The organism is Allobosea sp. P4_E12 (genome assembly GCF_056401655.1).
The window spans coordinates 204,166-219,108 of record NZ_JBFUIY010000003.1 but is presented as its reverse complement, the minus strand read 5'-3'; the positions used below and the strand labels follow the sequence as shown (position 1 = coordinate 219,108).

Annotated in this window: 15 protein-coding genes; 2 read left to right on the top strand and 13 right to left on the bottom strand. The window is 62.7% G+C overall.

The window, feature by feature from the left end; translation table 11 throughout:
- The 7 genes from lhpI to AC1DW9_RS04805 form a co-directional block, all read right to left on the bottom strand.
- Positions 1 to 999 (bottom strand): bifunctional Delta(1)-pyrroline-2-carboxylate/Delta(1)-piperideine-2-carboxylate reductase, encoded by a 999-nt coding sequence (lhpI, locus tag AC1DW9_RS04835; protein WP_441491366.1) that lies wholly within the window; start codon positions 997 to 999, stop codon positions 1 to 3.
- 82 nt (positions 1,000 to 1,081) lie between these two features.
- Complete coding sequence (ehuA, locus tag AC1DW9_RS04830) at positions 1,082 to 1,876, bottom strand: ectoine/hydroxyectoine ABC transporter ATP-binding protein EhuA (RefSeq protein ID WP_441506755.1); 795 nt, start codon at positions 1,874 to 1,876, stop codon at positions 1,082 to 1,084.
- A 47-nt stretch (positions 1,877 to 1,923) separates the two neighbouring features.
- Positions 1,924 to 2,583, bottom strand: coding sequence for an ectoine/hydroxyectoine ABC transporter permease subunit EhuD (ehuD, locus tag AC1DW9_RS04825; protein ID WP_476855041.1), 660 nt, complete (start codon positions 2,581 to 2,583; stop codon positions 1,924 to 1,926).
- The gene (locus AC1DW9_RS04820) at positions 2,580 to 3,245 is read right to left on the bottom strand and encodes an amino acid ABC transporter permease (protein ID WP_162768001.1); all 666 of its coding nucleotides are present in this window, start codon (positions 3,243 to 3,245) and stop codon (positions 2,580 to 2,582) included. Before AC1DW9_RS04820 ends, ehuD begins: the two co-directional genes overlap by 4 nt.
- Before the next feature lie 24 nt (positions 3,246 to 3,269).
- The gene (ehuB, locus tag AC1DW9_RS04815) at positions 3,270 to 4,160 is read right to left on the bottom strand and encodes an ectoine/hydroxyectoine ABC transporter substrate-binding protein EhuB (protein ID WP_476776156.1); all 891 of its coding nucleotides are present in this window, start codon (positions 4,158 to 4,160) and stop codon (positions 3,270 to 3,272) included.
- Positions 4,161 to 4,187: 27 nt separating this feature from the next.
- Positions 4,188 to 5,090, bottom strand: coding sequence for an ectoine/hydroxyectoine ABC transporter substrate-binding protein EhuB (gene ehuB, locus AC1DW9_RS04810; protein WP_476776155.1), 903 nt, complete (start codon positions 5,088 to 5,090; stop codon positions 4,188 to 4,190).
- A 27-nt stretch (positions 5,091 to 5,117) separates the two neighbouring features.
- Positions 5,118 to 5,495 (bottom strand): RidA family protein, encoded by a 378-nt coding sequence (locus tag AC1DW9_RS04805; protein ID WP_441491198.1) that lies wholly within the window; start codon positions 5,493 to 5,495, stop codon positions 5,118 to 5,120.
- Between the two features lie 153 nt (positions 5,496 to 5,648).
- On the opposite strand from AC1DW9_RS04805, the gene AC1DW9_RS04800 reads away from it, so the two are divergent.
- Positions 5,649 to 6,317: a GntR family transcriptional regulator gene (locus AC1DW9_RS04800; RefSeq protein WP_476776154.1), complete on the top strand. Its 669-nt coding sequence runs from the start codon at positions 5,649 to 5,651 to the stop codon at positions 6,315 to 6,317.
- Positions 6,318 to 6,325: 8 nt separating this feature from the next.
- Here AC1DW9_RS04800 and AC1DW9_RS04795 read toward each other — a convergent pair whose 3' ends face one another.
- From AC1DW9_RS04795 to ehuB (AC1DW9_RS04780), 4 genes are all read right to left on the bottom strand, one after another.
- The gene (locus AC1DW9_RS04795; RefSeq protein WP_476776153.1) at positions 6,326 to 7,078 is read right to left on the bottom strand and encodes an SDR family oxidoreductase; all 753 of its coding nucleotides are present in this window, start codon (positions 7,076 to 7,078) and stop codon (positions 6,326 to 6,328) included.
- Between the two features lie 26 nt (positions 7,079 to 7,104).
- Positions 7,105 to 8,349, bottom strand: coding sequence for a peptidase dimerization domain-containing protein (locus tag AC1DW9_RS04790; protein WP_476776152.1), 1,245 nt, complete (start codon positions 8,347 to 8,349; stop codon positions 7,105 to 7,107).
- Between the two features lie 78 nt (positions 8,350 to 8,427).
- Positions 8,428 to 9,126, bottom strand: coding sequence for a GntR family transcriptional regulator (locus tag AC1DW9_RS04785; protein WP_441491202.1), 699 nt, complete (start codon positions 9,124 to 9,126; stop codon positions 8,428 to 8,430).
- Between the two features lie 93 nt (positions 9,127 to 9,219).
- Positions 9,220 to 10,110 carry an ectoine/hydroxyectoine ABC transporter substrate-binding protein EhuB gene (gene ehuB, locus AC1DW9_RS04780; protein ID WP_476776151.1) on the bottom strand — a complete coding sequence of 297 codons (891 nt, stop codon included), beginning with the start codon at positions 10,108 to 10,110 and terminating at the stop codon, positions 9,220 to 9,222.
- 892 nt (positions 10,111 to 11,002) lie between these two features.
- Between ehuB (AC1DW9_RS04780) and AC1DW9_RS04775 the strand changes: the two genes are divergently transcribed.
- The gene (locus AC1DW9_RS04775; RefSeq protein ID WP_476776230.1) at positions 11,003 to 11,638 is read left to right on the top strand and encodes a DUF1062 domain-containing protein; all 636 of its coding nucleotides are present in this window, start codon (positions 11,003 to 11,005) and stop codon (positions 11,636 to 11,638) included.
- Between the two features lie 39 nt (positions 11,639 to 11,677).
- Here the strand turns inward: AC1DW9_RS04775 and AC1DW9_RS04770 are convergent, their stop codons facing one another.
- Both AC1DW9_RS04770 and AC1DW9_RS04765 read right to left on the bottom strand, forming a co-directional pair.
- Positions 11,678 to 14,017 carry a xanthine dehydrogenase family protein molybdopterin-binding subunit gene (locus tag AC1DW9_RS04770; protein ID WP_476776150.1) on the bottom strand — a complete coding sequence of 780 codons (2,340 nt, stop codon included), beginning with the start codon at positions 14,015 to 14,017 and terminating at the stop codon, positions 11,678 to 11,680.
- A gap of 231 nt (positions 14,018 to 14,248) precedes the next feature.
- Positions 14,249 to 14,485, bottom strand: coding sequence for a hypothetical protein (locus tag AC1DW9_RS04765; protein ID WP_476776149.1), 237 nt, complete (start codon positions 14,483 to 14,485; stop codon positions 14,249 to 14,251).
- Positions 14,486 to 14,943: the final 458 nt, after the last annotated feature.

The window sequence follows — 14,943 nt, the reverse complement described above, 5'->3', positions numbered from 1 at the left end:
TTAGGAGGCGGTGTTCAGGCGCATCTGCTGCTCGGGAGCCTTCAAGGTACGGTAGACAAGGCGGGCCGCGACAAGATCGGCCAATGACGATCCGACGGCCTTGAACACGGTCGTCTGCTCGGCGGATTGGCGCCCGAAAGCGGAGCCCCTGCACAGTTCCGTCAGTGTTGCCCGCACGTCGGAAGCGGTGATGACCCCCGCATCAATCGGCTGAATGAGATCGCCGGACTCGTGCAGCGCGTCGCTTGTATCGACATAGATCATCGCAGCCGCCATCAGACGATCGTCCGCTTCACGCATTGTCGGCGTGAAGCTGCCGATCAGATCCACATGCGTACCCGGGCGAACCCAATCACCGCGAAGGAGAGGGTGCGTCGACAACGTCGCTGCCGAAATAATGTCGGCCTCGCCGACCGCATGCTCGAGATTGTCGACGACGGTTGCTTGAAAACCATTGGCGGTGAGGTTGTCTGCCAGACGGCGCGCGCCGACGCCATCGATGTCCCAGACCGCGACCTTGTCGATCGGTCGAACGGCTCGCATCGCTCCGGGGACGAGGCTGGCAACCCGACCGGAGCCGAGCAGCAGTAGGCTTCGTGCGTTCTCACGCGACAGGAACCGGGCGCCCAGCGCCGCTGTCGCGACGGTTCGGCGGGCTGTAATGGTGTTCCCGTCAATGATCGCCAGTTGCTGGCCCGTCGAGCCATCATAGAGCACATAGGTCGAGGCGAGTCCCGGCAGTCCCTTCGCGGCGTTGCCGGGGTATACGGTCACGATCTTGACGCCGAGAAGGCTGTCTGCGTCGCCATCATGGCTCCACGCCGGCATCAGGAGCAGCGTGGCTTGCGGCTGCCCGGCCTGATCGATCGCGTGGTGATGGCGCAGCGGCGCCTGACATCCCGCCGCAAAACCGGTTGCCAATGCATCTATGAGAGGACGGTAGGCGAGAGCCGAAGCGGTCTCGGGGGCTCCGATTATCGTAGGTGAGGACATTGTGATCTCCCTTGCTCGCGGCAATGCACGGCCGTCGCCCGACTGCATGAGTCCAATCAGGCCGGTTTTGCTGTGATGTCTTTGTCGGCTATCGCTTGATTGCGTTCAGAAACGCCTTGGTTCTGTCGTTTCTTGGAGCGTTGAAGATCTCGCCCGGAGAGCCGTCTTCGACGATCTTTCCTCGTTCCATGAAGATCACGCGATCAGCAATGTCACGGGCGAAGCCCATTTCATGCGTCACAACCAACATCGCCATCTTGGTCTCGTGGGCGAGATTATGGACAACCTCGAGGACCTCACCGATGACCTCGGGATCAAGCGCAGACGTGATCTCGTCGAACAACATGATCTGGGGCTTCATGGCCAAGGCCCGCGCGATCGCGACGCGCTGCTGCTGGCCACCTGACAGTTGCGATGGATAGGAGGCGCCCTTTTCGGCCAGGCCGACCCGTTTCAAGAGACTCTCGGCAAGGTCTCGGGCCTCCTGGCGTTGCATTCCGAGCACCTGCACCGGCGCTTCCATGACGTTTTCGAGCGCGGTCATGTGCGGGAACAGGTTGAACTGCTGGAACACCATGCCGATCTTGCCGCGGATCGCTCTGAATTCCCGATCCGGTCGAGCTTTCGCAGATCCTTCGCCGCCGGCCGAAAGGATGTCTCCAAACACCTTGATCTCACCCTCGTTGGGTCGCTCCAAGGTCATCAGAAGACGCAGGATCGTGGTTTTCCCGGAGCCGCTCGGGCCGATCAGCGAGACGCGCTCTGACGGCCTGATCTGCAGGTTCAGATCGTCGATGATCGTGAATGCACCGAACGACTTCGAGACATTGACGAATTCAGCCGCCAGCGGCGTTTGGGAGGCAGTTGCGCTCTGATGGTCCATTCTCAGCACTCGATAAGGAGCAGGAAGCATACAAACGACCTTTGCACTCAGGCCCGGCCGTAAGTCGTTCTCTGCTCCAGGTAACGGACAAGACGTGAAAATGCGAAGCCGATCACGAAGTATATGATGCCGACAAGCGTGAAGGCTTCGAAGTATCGGAACGTTTCACCGGCAAAGTTCAATGCCGCTCCGAGAAGCTCGACCACTGTGATCGTGGCGAGAAGGGACGCATGCTTATACATTGAGATGAGGTAGTTGCCGATTTGCGGCAGGACGATGCGAAAAGCCTGCGGTAGGATTATTCTCGTCCAGGTTTTTACACGCGAGAATTGAAGGGCGATGCAGGCTTCCCACTGCCCGCGGGGGACAGCATCGATGCCAGCCCTGAAGACCTCGGAGATGTAGCTGCTGTAATGCAACCCCAGGCCCAGGATGCCCGTAAACAAGGGGTTGAACGACGGCCCGTAAAGTGGAAGCACATAGAAAAGCAGATACAGCTGAATCAGGAGAGGCGTGCTGCGTACGACGGTGACGAAGCTGTCGATGATCAGGACGGCGACAGGATTGCCGCCACGGCGGGCGACGGCGATCAAGAGCCCGACGGCCAATGCGACAGCCATGCCAGCGGCCGTAGCGTACAGAGTGACGACAGTCCCTCTGAGCAGTGCCGGGAGGAGTTCCGCCGTGATTTGAGGGCTGAAATTCATGTCGTCGGCACCTTTGGCTTCCACTGGCCTCCGGAGTGCCGCTCAAGAGCCTTGTTGAGAGCAACTAGAGGCAAGGCCAGAAGCAGGTAGATCACGAAGATCGACATGTAGATGAGGGTGGGGTGCCCGTAATACTGGACAAGTTGAGCCCCGGAAAACGTCAGCTCCGTGATTGTTATGAGCGAAACCAGCGAGGTGGCCTTCAACAATTCCAGTGCGTAATTCCCAAAGGCAGGAAGCATGACCGGAATGGCCTGGGGGATGATGATCCGCCGGTAGCTCAGGCTGGTGGGCATATTCAGGGCGATGGTGGCGTCGTGCTGTCCGCGGTCAATCGAAAGAATGGCTGAGCGCACAACCTCGGAAATATAAGCCCCGAAATTCAGTGCCAGCACGAGGCATCCTGTCGTGAATGCCTCGAGCCGAATCCCAATGAGAGGGAGCACGAAGAAGAAGTAGAAGATTTGGACCAGCGAGGACGTGTTGCGAAATACCTCGATGTAGATCGCCAGCGGAATGGACAGCCACCGGGTCCGGGCCAGGCGAGCGAGCCCAACCGCGAAGCCCACCAGGAGCGCGCAGGTCCCAGATACCAACGTGAGCAACACGGTTGTGTATGCTCCCCGCAGCAACACCGGACTGATTTCAAGCAGGAGGTTCACGATTCATCCTGGAGCATGCGACGGTCAGTTCTTTGCGGCGCAGAGATCTGCCGTCTTGATCGTGTCAGGTGCGATATCTGCCGCCGTGAAGCCGAACGGCTCCAGCAGTCGCACAATTTCACCCGACTGCTTGGCTCCTTTGAGCCAGGCATTCCAGGCGGCGAGAAGCTCCGGATCCGATTTGCGGAAACCAACTGCCCCATATCCGATGACCGGATTGCCATCCTTGTCGAGGGGCGGCTTCGACATTGCGACATAGGCGAGCTCAGGATGCTTGTCGCCCGCCAGCAAGCCGCGGATGGTGATCGAGGTCTGCATCATGGCGTCGACCCGGCCCGCCTTGATGCCAGACGCCGCGGTGGGCAGATCTGGGAAGATGACGACCTGAGCATCAGGGATGCCGTTGATCCTGGCGTACTCCCGCTCGGTGCCACCGGCGACAACAGCAAGACGGGTGGCGGCATTGCTCTTCACATCATCCAAGCTTGTCAGTTTGGACGGATTGCCGGCCTTTGTAACGAAACCCTGCGTGCTGACCCATTCCGGCTCGCCGAAAGCGATCTGCTGGCAGCGACCGGGCCGGATTTGCATGCCGGCGCCGATGAAATCCAGTCGCTTGGCATCTAGTGCGGGGATGATCGAGACGAACTGCGTGACTACGCCGTCCATCTTGTCTACGCTGATCGACTTGAGAAACGCTCGGACGAGCGTCGGCTCGACCCCTGAAAGCTCTCCCTTGTCGTCGACATAGCCCCACGGGGTGAAATTCGAGAAGCCGACCCGCGCATAGCCTTCGCTCTTGATCGAAGACAGGCTGTCGGCATGGGCAATCGTCGGGAACGACAGCGCAGCGCTGACGATCAGGGCGCTTGCGAGCGCATTCGCGACACGGGCCGTCCGGGACGTGATCTTCATGGTGTTCCCCCTTGTCTTGGCGAGCGGTTATTTGCGTTCCGCGCAGGCGTATTCGGCAGTGGTGCCTTCCTTCGGCAACGTCTCCGGCCCGAAGCCGAACGGCTCGATGATCGACGTGACGCGGCCGCTCTTCAGGGCCTTGGCGAGCCAGGTATTCCAGGCCTCACGGAGTGAAATGTCGTCCTTGCGAAAGGCCATGCCGCCGTATCCGATCGATTCATTGCCGGATTCGTCGCGGGGTTGCTCGGACAGGGCGGCGAAATCCAGGCGCGGATCATTCGCCCGCGAAAGCGCTCCGCGGATCGTAACGGTCGACGCCACCACGGCATCAACCCGGCCGGCCTGAAGACCCGCGATTGCCGCTGAAAGATCGGGGAAGAGGAGGCGGCGTTCCTGGGGGATGCCGGCCAGCTCCGAAAAGCGGATCTCGCCGGCGCCCGTCAACAAGCCGATCTTCGCGTCGGCGTGCCTTGCCAGGCTGACGAAGCTCGTCACGCCCTTGGGGTTTCCCTTCTTGACCGCGAAGGCGCGGTTGATCTGATATTCGGGGTCGCCAAAGGACACGATCTTGCAGCGCTCGGGCTGGATCAGCATGCCCGTTGCGACGATATCGAAGCGTTTGGCTACAAGCCCTCCGATCAGCGAACCGAAATCCGTCACGACGGGCTCAAGGGAGGACACGCCCATATCCGCGAAGAAGGCGCGGATGAGTTCGGGAGCCTGCCCGGTGACCCGTCCATCGGGCATCACGTAGCCGTAGGGATTGATATTGGCGAAGCCAATCCGGACTTTGCCCTGAGACTTGATGCGCGCCAGGCTGTCGTCCTGCGGCTGAGACAGCGCTGCTGACGCTCCCACCACCGCCCAGCTCGCCAGCGCGCCGCAAAGGAGCAGGCGCCGCGAGAGATGATCCGAGTTTTTCAATCCCATTGCCGTTGCCCCTCTGATGGATCGCGTTCAAGCGTCGTCGATCACCGCGATGACGTCGATTTCGACCAGGCAATCGCGCGCAAGCATCGCCGCCTGGACACGGGTCCGTACCGGCCGGTCGGTCTTGAAATAACGCGCGTAGACCTCGTTGAATTCGTCGCCGTACCGAACGTCGACGAGATAGGCGTTGACTTTGACGACATCGTCGATCGTCGCGCCTGCCGCATGCAGAGCGGTCTTCATATTCTCGAGGGAAAGTTCCAGCTGGCTCGCGAAATCAGGCGCCCACGTGCCGTTCTCGTCCCAGCCGACCTGCCCGGCGAGGAACACGAGCGTCCCCTTCGCCTTCACGATATCGGAATAATACTTGGCGTGCTGCCCTGGCAGGGTGATTGCTTCACGCATGTGCCTAAGCCTTTGTAAGGAGAGCAAGAGAGCGTCAGACATCACGTCCGATGCAGCTGAGGTGTAACATATTACCTGTAGCCGTCAACATTTTTCTCGACCCGCCGGAGCCCCGTCTCTACAAGCGTCGTGCCGTCACAAGGGCGACTGTCGATGTCCCAGCTACGTCTAAGCCAATTCTCAATTCCGCAGACGGTCAGCCTGCGTGAACGCGTCCGGCAGCTTTTGCTGGCCCAGATCATGTCGGGCGAGTTCGTTCCCGAAGAGATCTATTCGGTCGCACAACTGGCGGCAGGTCTCGATGTATCTCCGACGCCCATTCGCGAAGCGGTCCTGGATCTGGCGAGCAAGGATCTCCTCGTCATCCACAAGAACCGCGGATTCTCCGTTCCTGCGACCACACCGGAAGAGCTCGAGGAGCTCCACAAGATCCGGCTCCTGCTCGAGGTTCCCTCCACGGTCGAGGCCGGACTGAAGATGGGGGAGGAGCACGCGCAAGAAACCCGGGCGATCGCCGAGGCCACTGTTCAGGCCGCGCAGTCGAACGACCTGGTCAGCTATGTCGAAGGCGACCGCCGCTTCCACCAGGCCTTCCTGGCCCCGTTGGCCATGCCGCATCTCACCGAGCTCATCATGAACTATCGCGATCGCGCTCGGCTGAGGGGATTGCGGGCCAGATTGGGAAGTCGCGAGATCGTGGCGGCATCGAAGGAACATATCGCGCTCGTCGATGCTGCCCTGGCGAGGGATGAGGCGCTGCTCCACAAGATCATCACCAACCACGTCGAATCCACGAAGACTCGTTGGTCCGAGGCCGGCTGAGGCTCCTCCTATCCCCGACCCACGAATGGCATTTTGGTCGCCATGACAGTCATCGACAGGATATTGGCCTCGAGCGGCAGGTTCGCCATGTGGAGCACTGACTGGGCAACGTGCTCGACATCCATGACAGGCTCGGCCTGGGCGTAGGTGCCTGCTGCCTTGGAGCGCTCGATCATATCACGCGCGATCTCGGTCAACGCGTTGCCGACGTCGATCTGACCGCAGGCGATGTTGTACGGGCGGCCGTCCAGCGCGGTCGTCTTGGTCAAGCCGCTTATCGCGTGTTTTGTGGCGCTGTAGGGAGCCGTGGCTGGCCGCGGAACATGCGCGGACAGCGAGCCGTTGTTGATGATCCGGCCACCCTGAGGCGTCTGGCTCTTCATCAGCCTGAACGCCTCCTGGGTGCAGAGGAACGGGCCGGTGAGATTGGTCGAGACCGTCGTCATCCAATCCTCGTAGGCGATATCCTCGATCGATCCTCCGCGGGTGACGCCAGCATTGTTGAAGAGCACATCAAGCCGGCCAAAGCGCTGTTTGCATTGAGCGAACAGATCCCTCACGGCCTCAGGCCGCGTGACGTCGCACGAGACGCACAAGGCGTTCCCGGGCGACCCGCCGAGATCGGCCGTTTCCTGCAAGGCATCGAGCCTGCGGCCAGTCAGCACCACGTGATAGCCGCTCTTGAGAAACGCTACCGCCGTGGCGCGGCCGATGCCGGATCCGGCGCCCGTAACGAGCGCTACCTTCTGAAGAGATGGCATATCCGCCTCCTTGGCCGATATCGATGTCAGGCGTCGACAGCGCCGGATGTGGTCAAATCGTAGATCGTCAGCGCGATCACTTCGATCGCGGCCATCAGCTCGTCATCCGAGACCGTGGGATCGCCCGCCTCGATCACGACCTTGCCGTGGTCGACGGCGCCGGGGGTGTATGCGACGGCCGCGCTGCCCCAGCCCGCCGTGAAATAGTGAAGTCCAAGATAATGCGACCAGACGATCGAACGGGGCTCGCGTCCGGTGACGGCCTTCAGGTTGTCGCTCAGCGCCTTGTGCAAGGGATGCTCAGGTGGCGTGTACGAACTCGAAACAGTGTGGGGGAAGGAGACCTCCATTCGCATTCCGGTCTCGCGCGAAGCGTCAGCGACGAGTTCCCTCAGCACCGCCATCGCATCGTCCAGCTTCTCCTCGGGATTCATGCGCCGATCGACATAGAGTGCGCATTCGTCCGGGATGAACGTCACGTCCAGGTTGGCCGCGATGCGGCACATGACGATCGTCGGCGTGTTGGCATGCGCCGGAACGATCTCCAGGGGCGTCTTGATCGCCGTAAATTCCTGAGCGAGTTTCCGAACTCTGTCCTGTACCGCCATCATGCCTTCGATGGCATTCACGCCTTCCGTTGGCCGCGAACCATGCGTTGCCTTGCCGAAAGCGGTGATCTTCGCCCAGAAGTGGCCTTTATAGCCGGCCGTGACGATATCCGGGCCGCCCAGGCTGCTGGCCAGAACGACCGGGCTGCGACCCATGCCCTGCTGCACCAGATAGCCCGCGCCGGTCTCCCCGCCGATATAAGCGTCGGGCGTGGCAGAGAGGAAAGCCGATTTGTCGAGCTTCACACCGCTCTTGGCGATGGCCTTGAGCGCCAGAATTTGGGCGATCGAGCCGGCGCGTTCCTTTCGCGGTCCCCAGTAAAGATCGTAGTTGTTGTTCAGATGGATGCCGATCTCGTCGCTTCGACCCGGCAGCATCGCCGTGACAAGCACGCGCGGAGCAGCGCGGTACACCGGCAGATACTCGCGTGAAAGCGACAGATCGCTTCCCCAATGGTCATCGAGATAGCTTTGTGGAACGTCGATCTCTTCGGTGGGAGCAAAGGTGGCGAGCTGCTTCTTCAGATAGGCAACTGTTTCGGGGTAGCCGGTCCCCGTCGTCGCATCGGCCGGAATGGCCGTCATGTCTTTCAGCATCACGAGCGCTTCTGCGCGCAACGCTTTGGCCGCCTCGGCGACCTTAAGTCTATTCTGCTCAGACAAGCTGCTCTCCATGGCCGAGATTGCAAGCCTCCAACGGGCTTTGATCTTAGTAATATGTTACCGGTTACATACTGTAAGTCAACAGCGATCGACGCTCTGTTCCGCGGGAATGCTGGCTGTTCCGGCCCAGAGGCCGCGGGTATGCCGAAGGTGCCGCGCCATGAGCTCCCGGGCTGCCGGGACATCGCCAGCCTCGATGAGATCGATCAGCGCGCGGTGCTCCTTCGCCGAGGACAGCAGTTCGTGCGAGCCTCGCAAGCGCGTCAGGCCGTGGAGGCGTGTCTGATCTCTCAGGGTCGCAACCATCTCCACCAACCGGGAATTGCCCGTCTCTGAGAGCAAGAGCACGTGAAATTGCCGGTCAGCGGTGAGAAACGAGAGAAGGTCGCCCTCGGCTGCCGCTTTCTCGGTCTGCGACGCCAAGTCGACGAGGAGGGCACGTCCGGCGAGCCTGGATTTCTGCGTGAGGCTCACGATTGCCGGCACTTCGAGATAATGCCGACATTCGGCCAGTTCATCGAGGTCGTGGTCATCGATCTCGCGAACCGAAAAGCCTCGATTCCGGACCATGACGATCAGGCGCTCGCCGGCGAGATGGAGCAGGGCTTCCCGCACTGGAGTCGGCGACACCTTGAGCTGTTCGGCAATCTCTCCGATCGAATAGAGGCGGCCGGGCGCAAGCGCGCCAATCAGGATCTGGGTGCGAAGAATCTGGATCGCCTGCTGTCGAAGGCTGACCCCAGACAGGCCTTCGGCAGCGGCATAGGTGAGCGTCATCGAAATCAACCTCACGGGAAGACGAGCCCAGGTATCCCCGTGGCCTCAGGTTTGATGTGCGCCTGCCATTCCCGCGAAATGGCAGGCCCGACCCTATCGGTTCTGGCAGAGCGACTGCGCGGTCACGCTGACCGGGGCGATGTCATTCTCGCCAAGGCCGAATGGCGCCATGATCCTCAGCGCCTCTCCTGATTGCCGGGCCGCGCGCAGCCAGGCGTTCCATGCGCCCAGAAGCTCGGTATCGCCTTGCCGGAAGCCCATGCCTGCATAGGCGGTCACCGACTGGCCCTTTTCATCCACGGGTTGCTGGGAGAGTTCGGCAAACTCGACCTCCGGGCTGTTGATCTTCGACAGAATGTATTTCAGTGCAACGCTGGCACCGGCCGCCGCCTCGACGCGGCCTGCTTGCAGCCCTGCAACCGACTTGTCGAAGTCAGGGAACAGAATCTGCTGATCCCTGGTCACCCCAGCAATGTCAGCGAAACGGATTTGCCCGGCGCCGGTCAGCATTCCCAGCCGGGCGTTCCTGTTGTCAGCCACATCCTTGAAGCTCTTCAGCGCAAGTGGGTTGCCCTTCTTGACGACAAATCCTTGAAGCAACTGCATCTCCGGGTCACCGAAGGCGATCTGCTCGCAGCGCCGCGGCTGGATTTGCATCGCGACCGCGATCATGTCGAACCGCTGCGCCTGCAGGCCTCCGATCAGTGAGCCGAATTCGCCGACCACTCCTTCGACCTTTTCGACGCCGAGGCTCTTGAAGAACGCCTTCGCCAATTCGGGGGAGGAGCCAGTGATCTCACCCCCAGGCCCAACGAAAGACGTCGGAGCGAAATTTGAGAAGCCGACCCTGACCGATTTCTGGCTCTTGATCCGCTCAAGGGTGTTCTGGGCATAAGACGGGCTAATCAGGCCGGCGACGGCGATTCCGCTAAGGAACGCGAGGCCGAGTACATGGGAAAGCGGCCGCAAAAATCGGATCTGCATGTGCGAAATCTCCTGACGGCAGAAATCTTCAAGCTGTGCGAGGCGCCATGCCTTAACGGGATCTCCCGTCGCAGTGGCGCTAAGGCGTAAGGCGTAACATATTACTGCTACGCCCAATTGATTGCAGGGTCAACGCAGTGCGCTTCGGTGGTCGCCGCCACCGGCCATGGCAGGGCTGTTTGCCGGGAGTTGGGGCGGTGAATATCACCCGCGCCATGACCGCAGCTCTCAGTGAGGTGCCAAACCTGCGGCGCACTGCCGGTCAGCATCGGGTGAAATCGGCCTTCTTCGGGCTATTGCCGTCCGTGGGCGGAACTGGAAGGCGCTCGAGGACAGGTCCGCCGCTTTAGCTGGGGCGCGGACTCTCGGCTCAATGACGGACGGGGGCGGCCTGCGCCGTGCCAGCTGGAGGGAAGGCGTGCCTCGGATTTCGCCATCCCGATCATCAAGCCGGACCCACCGGCCCTTGTGACAAGCCGATAGGCCGCGTATCGACGACCGAGCGAGGGCGATCTCGGCTCTCTGCACCACAAAGTTGCATGGAAGCCGCACCTGGCAGCTTTCGGATTCCCGGCGCGCCGGAGGACTCCATCTCGGACCGATGATTTGGTATCGCTGTGGGTGAAGAGCTTTGGCGCACCGAGGTCGACTTTGCCTAAGTAAACACCGGTCTCAATCCAGTTTCACCCGTACTGTCGGATAGCAACGCGCTGTCCGCGTATGATCGTGTTCATCGGGTGGCGGCAAGAGACCGGTTTGGCATTGTTATTTTGTGCCATGAGCAGCGCCGCTGTCTCAGCTCTTCAGCCGCCCGAAACATCGCCACACCGTGCCCGCAAGGGTCGTCTCATGCACCCTCTTGGTGGACTTCCGAACGGAAGACCAAGACGTCATGTGCAATGCATTTCGGGTTCGATGGACCATCATCCCCCAGACTGCTCCCCAGCCTTGGATTGCCTGCAGCGGATGCGGGGGCTTGAGAGCCTTCCAATCCAGCGGCAAGATCCGGCTCAACGCCAACGGTCGCAAGCTTGATGCGTGGCTGATCTACAAATGCCTGAGCTGCGATAAGACATGGAACCGACCGATCTTCGAGCGGCAGAATGTCCGCGACATCGATCCTGCCGTGCTGGAAGCGCTACACGCGAACGATCCGCAATGGATCCGGAGAGAGACCTTCAATCTCGAAGCATTGAGGCGCAAGGCGCAGCGCGTCGAAGAATTCCCCGAGTTTGATATCCAAAAGGAGGTCCTGCGCGACACCCTGAATTGGACGACATTGGAAATCGACCTGAAGGTTACGCTTCCGACCAGCACGCGCCTTGACCGGCTGCTGGCGTCCGAGCTGCGGGTCTCGCGTGCACGGCTCCAAACGCTTCACGAGGGCGGCGCGCTTCGGACGAGTCCGGACCGCACCGACATCCTGAAGCGGCGTATCAGAACGGGTACGCAGGTGACGATCGACCTCTCCACCGAGGCTGACCGGGAACACGCATGGAGCCCCCTGGCGCAGGGCGGTCCGCTGTAACGACGTCACGTGGGCCTGAAATCTCAGGCCCACGTGACGTCATGGTTCATTCGCTACGGGCGTCCTGGCCTCCTGGATCGCGCGCCAGATCCGGGCCGGGGTCGCCGGCATGTCGATGTGGCTGACGCCGAGCGGGCGCAGCGCATCGAGGATCGCGTGGATCACCGTCTGCGGCGCCCCGATGCAGCCGGCCTGCCCGGCGCCCTTGACGCCGAGCGGGTTGGCCGTCGTCGGCAGCTCGACCAGCGAGAGCTCGAAACAGGGTAGGTCGGCTGCGCGCGGCAGCGCGTAGTCCATGAAGGTCGCGCTCAGCAGCTGGCCGCCTTCCGGATCGTAGCGGATGTCCTCCATCAGCGCCTGGCCGATGCCCTGCGCCAGGCCGCCATGGACCTGGGCCTCTGTCAGGAGCGGGTTGATCAGGGTGCCGTAGTCGTCGACGGCGACATAGCGCAGCAGCGTCACTGCGCCGGTCTCGGGATCGATCTCGACCTCGGCCGTCTGCGCGCCGTTCGGGAAGGTGAGGGGGGCGTCGCGATGGGCGCCATGGCCTGAGAGCGCCCGGCCGGTCGTCTCCCCGATATGGCGCGCGACCGTCGCGAGAGCGACGTTGCCGGCGCCGGGCGCACGGAACCAGCCGTCCTGGAAGAGCACGGCCTCGGTTGGGGCCTGGAGCAACTCTGCGGCGGCGGGTTTGGCGGCCCGGATCAAGGCACGCGCCGCCAGGAAGAGGGCGCCGCCCCCCATATGCAGCGAGCGGGCGCCGCCATGGCCGCCGCCGGTGGGGACGCGCGCCGTGTCGCCCTGCACGAGATGGAAATGCTCGGCCGGCAGGCCGAGCTGTTGCGACAGGACCTGCGCAAAGCTCGTCTCGTGCCCCTGGCCGTTCGACTGGGTGCCGACCGCCATCTCGACCCGGCCGTCGGCGCGGAAGCTGAGCCAGGCATCCTCATTCGGTCCGCCGCGCGCGGTTTCCAGGAAGCAGCCGATGCCGAAGCCCCGCAATTGTCCGCGCCGGCGCGAGACGGCGCGGCGGCGGCGGAAGCCGGCGCGGTCGGCCGCCGCCAGCACGCGCTCGAGATTCCCCGTGAAGGCACCGCAGTCGAGGACAGCGCCAAAGGGCTTTCGATAGGGGAAGCTGCGGATGAAATTGCGTTTGCGCAGCACGGCCGGATCGATCCGCAGCAGATGCGCCGCCTCATCGGCCAGGCGTTCGATCAGGTAGTTCGCCTCCGGCTTGCCGGCGCCGCGATAGGCGTCGACCGGCGCGGTGTTGGTGAAGACGCAGCGGACATCCATGCTCATCGCCGGAATGTCATAGAGCCCACCCATGGCGGGCGTCGGCGCGGTCGTCGAACTGCCGGGCCCGAGCGAGGAGACATAGGCGCCGAGATTGGCGATGGTTTCCACGGCCAGCGCCAGGAAACGGCCTCTGGCATCGAGGGCGAGGCGGCCCGTCGTCAGGTTGTCGCGGGCATGGGCGCCGCCGGCGAAATCCTCGATCCGCTCGGCAAGCCAGCGCACCGGCCGGCCCAGGCGCTGCGCCGCGATCAGCACAAGCGCATATTCGGGATAGGTGACATTCTTCATGCCGAAGCCGCCGCCGACATCGGGGCAGGCGACATCGATCCGCTCGGGCCCGACCTTGAGAACGAGGCCAAGCTCGCGGCGGATGTCGTGAACGGAGGCGCCGCTGAGCGAGAGCCTGTAGCGGCCGCTCTCCGCGTCGAAGCGCCCGAGCGCCGCCCGCGGCTCCAGGGCGGCAGCCGTGATCCGGTTGTTCACGAGCCGGCAGGTCACGACATGTGCGGCGCGGCGGAATGCGGCGGCGACCGCATCGTCATCGCCGAGGCGGTAGCGCAGGGCGAGATTGCCCGCGGCTTGCGGCCAGATCTCTGGAGCGGCGGGCCCGGCTGCTGCGGCGAGCTCCGTGACCGCAGGCAGGATCTCGTAGTCGACGGCAATCAGCTCGCAGGCCTGGCGCGCCGCGTCCGCGCTTTCGGCCACGACGAAGGCGACGGGGTCCCCGACATGGCGGACGCGCCCGCGCGCCAGGGGGAAACGCGGCGGCACGATCAGCGGCGGCTCGGCCTTCAGCGTGAGCGAGCAGGGCAGTGGGCCGAGATCCTCGATCTCCGCTGCGGTATAGATGGCTGTGACCCCAGGCAGGCTTTTCGCGGCTTGCGCATCGATTGCAAGGATGTCGGCATGGGCATGGGGTGAGCGCAGCACCACGGCGTGCAGGGCGCCGGGCACGTGCTCGTCGTCCTGGTACTGACCCCGACCCGTGAGGAAGCGCTCATCTTCGAAACGACGCAGCGATCGTGGATCTGTTGCCGCATGCGAAACCACATCGATCGTCGCCACGCCGGTATCATTCATAGGCCGGTATCATTCATGTCGTGTCGCCAACCCCCAGCCGTCCCGTCCTGCCGCAGGGCAGCGACCGGCGCGAAGGATGCGAGCATGGCATTCGGGGTCGGCTTTTGAAACAGGGCAGCGGCGGCCCACGAAGCGTCGGGTGCGTCGTCGCCCGGCCATGGAGCAGCCTGCTCTCGCGGCAATCGCCGCAGCGCTACGCAAAGGCCCGCGCTGCCGAAAGTGCGCAGGTGCCTAGGAACGCTGGTTGGCAGCCCGCTGCCGCGCCACTTCGCGGATGAACGGCATGAAGGCGGGCGGAATCTCGACCGGCGCCAGGGCCTCCTGGAGGATGTCGAACTCGGCGATGGCCTCGGTCAGCATCTCGAATTCATGGTCTTCGTCGGAGCCCATCGCGCTTTGGAGCAGCGCGGCCGCCCTCAGGACGGCAGCCTTGCGGTCTTCCAGGGAGCCAATCGTCACGTTCGGCATAGCCACCTCCCGTTCAAGATCCTCGCTTCCTAGGCTAGCGACGGAATGGGGGCTTGACGAGTCAAACGAATCAAAATTGGCGGACCTGCGACCGGAAGGCGACGGCGCGTTCGCGGTGCCGTGGCGCGGCGGTTCGGTGAACGCAGGGAGTTCCGTTGCCGCGCGGTCAAGGCGCCCGAGCCGGCGGCTCAGTCACGCTAGCGTGGTCCGCTTCCCAGATCCGAATAGCCTCCGTGAGCGCTATCGATTCGCGGTAGCTGCTGCCGTCCTGCACGGTGAGCGCTTTGAGGCGCCGCCTTGCGATCTTATAATCTTCAACAGTCTCGATCGTGAACATAGGCGGGTCCGACCTGCAGGATTCCGGCCCGTGCTTGATTGTCGTTTTCATTGCCGCCTCCGCGATTCAGAATGTCCGACAGTGGGGTATCCTCAACTGATGCTACTGCACGTGTGGCTGC

Bases quoted from the DNA above. Each gene is read 5' to 3' on its own strand.
- ehuA (WP_441506755.1), bottom strand. From the start codon at position 1,876: ATGGACCATCAGAGCGCAACTGCCTCCCAAACGCCGCTGGCGGCTGAA.
- ehuD (WP_476855041.1), bottom strand. From the start codon at position 2,583: ATGAATTTCAGCCCTCAAATCACGGCGGAACTCCTCCCGGCACTGCTC.
- ehuB (WP_476776156.1), bottom strand. From the start codon at position 4,160: ATGAAGATCACGTCCCGGACGGCCCGTGTCGCGAATGCGCTCGCAAGC.
- ehuB (WP_476776155.1), bottom strand. From the start codon at position 5,090: ATGGGATTGAAAAACTCGGATCATCTCTCGCGGCGCCTGCTCCTTTGC.
- AC1DW9_RS04805 (WP_441491198.1), bottom strand. From the start codon at position 5,495: ATGCGTGAAGCAATCACCCTGCCAGGGCAGCACGCCAAGTATTATTCC.
- AC1DW9_RS04800 (WP_476776154.1), top strand. From the start codon at position 5,649: ATGTCCCAGCTACGTCTAAGCCAATTCTCAATTCCGCAGACGGTCAGC.
- AC1DW9_RS04795 (WP_476776153.1), bottom strand. From the start codon at position 7,078: ATGCCATCTCTTCAGAAGGTAGCGCTCGTTACGGGCGCCGGATCCGGC.
- AC1DW9_RS04785 (WP_441491202.1), bottom strand. From the start codon at position 9,126: ATGACGCTCACCTATGCCGCTGCCGAAGGCCTGTCTGGGGTCAGCCTT.
- ehuB (WP_476776151.1), bottom strand. From the start codon at position 10,110: ATGCAGATCCGATTTTTGCGGCCGCTTTCCCATGTACTCGGCCTCGCG.
- AC1DW9_RS04775 (WP_476776230.1), top strand. From the start codon at position 11,003: ATGTGCAATGCATTTCGGGTTCGATGGACCATCATCCCCCAGACTGCT.
- AC1DW9_RS04770 (WP_476776150.1), bottom strand. From the start codon at position 14,017: ATGAATGATACCGGCGTGGCGACGATCGATGTGGTTTCGCATGCGGCA.
- AC1DW9_RS04765 (WP_476776149.1), bottom strand. From the start codon at position 14,485: ATGCCGAACGTGACGATTGGCTCCCTGGAAGACCGCAAGGCTGCCGTC.